This is a genomic window from Pelagibacterium montanilacus (assembly GCF_003992665.1).
GTDB classification, from domain to species: domain Bacteria; phylum Pseudomonadota; class Alphaproteobacteria; order Rhizobiales; family Devosiaceae; genus Pelagibacterium; species Pelagibacterium montanilacus.
Map to the genome: position 1 here is coordinate 1 of NZ_RZMX01000003.1, position 2,808 is coordinate 2,808.

General features: G+C 57.9%; 4 protein-coding genes. 1 reads left to right on the plus strand and 3 read right to left on the minus strand.

The annotated features are described in order from the left end of the window. Positions 1-17 precede the first annotated feature (17 nt). Genes EO136_RS01120 through EO136_RS01125 form a run of 3 tightly spaced genes read right to left on the minus strand, consistent with a single transcriptional unit; the run spans position 18 to position 1,552 of the window. Positions 18-830: an IS5 family transposase gene (locus EO136_RS01120; RefSeq protein ID WP_127142346.1), complete on the minus strand. Its 813-nt coding sequence runs from the start codon at positions 828-830 to the stop codon at positions 18-20. After that, positions 808-1,149 carry an Nmad2 family putative nucleotide modification protein gene (locus tag EO136_RS18490; protein WP_164730379.1) on the minus strand — a complete coding sequence of 114 codons (342 nt, stop codon included), beginning with the start codon at positions 1,147-1,149 and terminating at the stop codon, positions 808-810. The genes EO136_RS01120 and EO136_RS18490 overlap by 23 nt, the downstream gene beginning before the upstream one ends. Position 1,150: 1 nt before the next feature. Beyond that, a complete protein-coding gene (locus EO136_RS01125; protein ID WP_164730380.1) occupies positions 1,151-1,552 on the minus strand; it encodes a hypothetical protein in 402 nt (133 codons plus the stop codon). Between the two features lie 426 nt (positions 1,553-1,978). Between EO136_RS01125 and EO136_RS01130 the strand changes: the two genes are divergently transcribed. Beyond that, entirely contained in the window at positions 1,979-2,791 is an 813-nt protein-coding gene (locus tag EO136_RS01130; RefSeq protein WP_127142346.1) for an IS5 family transposase, read from the plus strand. Positions 2,792-2,808: the final 17 nt, after the last annotated feature.

A 2,808-nucleotide genomic window follows, 5' to 3' on the forward strand; every position in this document is an offset into this window, starting at 1 on the left:
AGAGTCGGTTTCGAAACTCATGACTGGCGGGCCAGTCGCCTCACGAGGAGCATGACCGAGGCGGCGTAAAGGAAGGTGGCTGCTGAATTGATGGTGGCCTCGAAGTCCTTTGCCAGGCGCCGGTTGCGGCAGATCCACGCAAAGAAGCGCTCGACCACCCATCTGCGTGGCAAGACGGCAAAGCCGACCTGATCCGGGGGCTTCTTGACGATTTCGACGATGATGTTGGTGGCGGTGGTCACGCGCTCATGATTGTAGCCGCCATCGGCCCATACATGTTTGATGAAGGGGAGCAGAGGGCGCGAGATCTGTAGCAGTGGTCCGCCGCTGTCTCTGTCCTGGATGTCGGCCGGATGCGGCTCGACCAGTAGCGGCCGCCCATCGGTATCGACCAGTGCATGGCGCTTGCGCCCTTTGATCTTCTTTCCTGCATCGTAGCCACGCGGGCCGCCGGCTTCGGTGGTTTTGACGGATTGGCTGTCGATTATGGCTGCGGACGGACTGGCCTCGCGGCCGGCGCGCTCACGGTCCATCATGACCAGGGCATGGTTGATCTTCTCAAAGACCGAGCCGTCGCGCAATGCGGCGAACCACCGATAGACGGTCGGCCAAGGCGGAAAGTCCGAGGGTAGGAGACGCCAAGTGATGCCGCCGCGCAGGACGTAGAAAATTGCGTTGATGATCTCGCGCATCGGCCAGGCCCGGGGCCGCCCCGTTCTACAGGCCGCAGGCAGGTGCGGCTGGATCAGGCGCCACTCCACGTCCGTCAGATCGGTCTGGTATCGCGTGGCACGACGGTTATGCTGTTCACGGGTGGTCGGGGTCCACATGACATTCTCCATGCAGGTCAGCAAACCGCTTGGAATCATGCCAACCTCGACCGCTCAACCCCTTTCGAAACGGCCTCTTATTGCGGAATCGAATGTCAGTCCAATACTGATCAAATGATATAATCTCGTCAATTTTCATCCAGTATATCAAGCGTCCTTGAAGTCCCGCGCCTGAGGATCCAGTGCCAAGCACCAGATCGCCAACGGAGCCGATCTTCCGAATTCGCGGCTTGCAGTTCGCAAGTGAGCATACGCCCCAATAAGGATTGGGGGCGAAGCCGTAATCATGCTCTACGACGTAACTAAATGTTCGCGACATTTCAGCACTTATTGCGCGGAATAAGCTCTTTCGGTCGAGGGATGCCGACTGGATCAAGCCATAGCGCTGCGCCACCAAGTATATCGCCGAGTTCGTCAGCTTCGGGTGGGGCTGCGGCGGCCCCATAACTGCCAAGTGTCGGCGGCAACGTGGCGTCGACCGACAGCCAAAGGATCACTATCCGGATTCCGATCGCTACGCATCGAGCCACCAGGTCCTCTATGTCAACCAGATCCTCCGTCGCGGCAGGTAGCCCTACAATCGCAACGTCATCTGTTGGATTGATGTCCTTGATCTCGAACGGTAACAAGACGGCGGTGAAGCCGCATCGTTCTAACCCATATATGATGCGGTCTATATCTCTGACGCTCAAACTGTTATTTAGCACATATCCCTTGGTCATCATACTCCCCAAAGCCCTGCGAAGAAGGAAGCTATTGCAGACAATATAATTGACACTAGGGTCGCGCTGACAGTCAATACCATTCTATGAAACCGCTCTAAGGTTTCTATTCTGGCCAATAGGGAATTTACTGAGGCGCTCTCACGCGGAATGTTCGAGGCCATCTCGCTCGAGATATTATAGTGGCCTGGTTTTTTCCGCGCATCGTGTCTGCTGGGGGATTCCAGTCTCGCGAACCATATCAAGAATGCATCATCAGATTCCCGGATTACGATAGTTTTTGGACCAGCATTAAATACGGCGAATATTAGTTTTCCAGTATAGCCTGGGTCAACATGAAAGCCGCTAAGAGGCCGTTTCGAAAGGGGTTGAGCGGTCGAGGTTGGCATGATTCCAAGCGGTTTGCTGACCTGCATGGAGAATGTCATGTGGACCCCGACCACCCGTGAACAGCATAACCGTCGTGCCACGCGATACCAGACCGATCTGACGGACGTGGAGTGGCGCCTGATCCAGCCGCACCTGCCTGCGGCCTGTAGAACGGGGCGGCCCCGGGCCTGGCCGATGCGCGAGATCATCAACGCAATTTTCTACGTCCTGCGCGGCGGCATCACTTGGCGTCTCCTACCCTCGGACTTTCCGCCTTGGCCGACCGTCTATCGGTGGTTCGCCGCATTGCGCGACGGCTCGGTCTTTGAGAAGATCAACCATGCCCTGGTCATGATGGACCGTGAGCGCGCCGGCCGCGAGGCCAGTCCGTCCGCAGCCATAATCGACAGCCAATCCGTCAAAACCACCGAAGCCGGCGGCCCGCGTGGCTACGATGCAGGAAAGAAGATCAAAGGGCGCAAGCGCCATGCACTGGTCGATACCGATGGGCGGCCGCTACTGGTCGAGCCGCATCCGGCCGACATCCAGGACAGAGACAGCGGCGGACCACTGCTACAGATCTCGCGCCCTCTGCTCCCCTTCATCAAACATGTATGGGCCGATGGCGGCTACAATCATGAGCGCGTGACCACCGCCACCAACATCATCGTCGAAATCGTCAAGAAGCCCCCGGATCAGGTCGGCTTTGCCGTCTTGCCACGCAGATGGGTGGTCGAGCGCTTCTTTGCGTGGATCTGCCGCAACCGGCGCCTGGCAAAGGACTTCGAGGCCACCATCAATTCAGCAGCCACCTTCCTTTACGCCGCCTCGGTCATGCTCCTCGTGAGGCGACTGGCCCGCCAGTCATGAGTTTCGAAACCGACTCT

What these genes read in the sequence shown, in the direction of transcription:
- EO136_RS01125 (WP_164730380.1), bottom strand. Translation starts at nt 1,552, where the DNA reads ATGACCAAGGGATATGTGCTAAATAACAGTTTGAGCGTCAGAGATATA.
- EO136_RS18490 (WP_164730379.1), bottom strand. Translation starts at nt 1,149, where the DNA reads ATGTCGCGAACATTTAGTTACGTCGTAGAGCATGATTACGGCTTCGCC.
- EO136_RS01130 (WP_127142346.1), top strand. Translation starts at nt 1,979, where the DNA reads ATGTGGACCCCGACCACCCGTGAACAGCATAACCGTCGTGCCACGCGA.
- EO136_RS01120 (WP_127142346.1), bottom strand. Translation starts at nt 830, where the DNA reads ATGTGGACCCCGACCACCCGTGAACAGCATAACCGTCGTGCCACGCGA.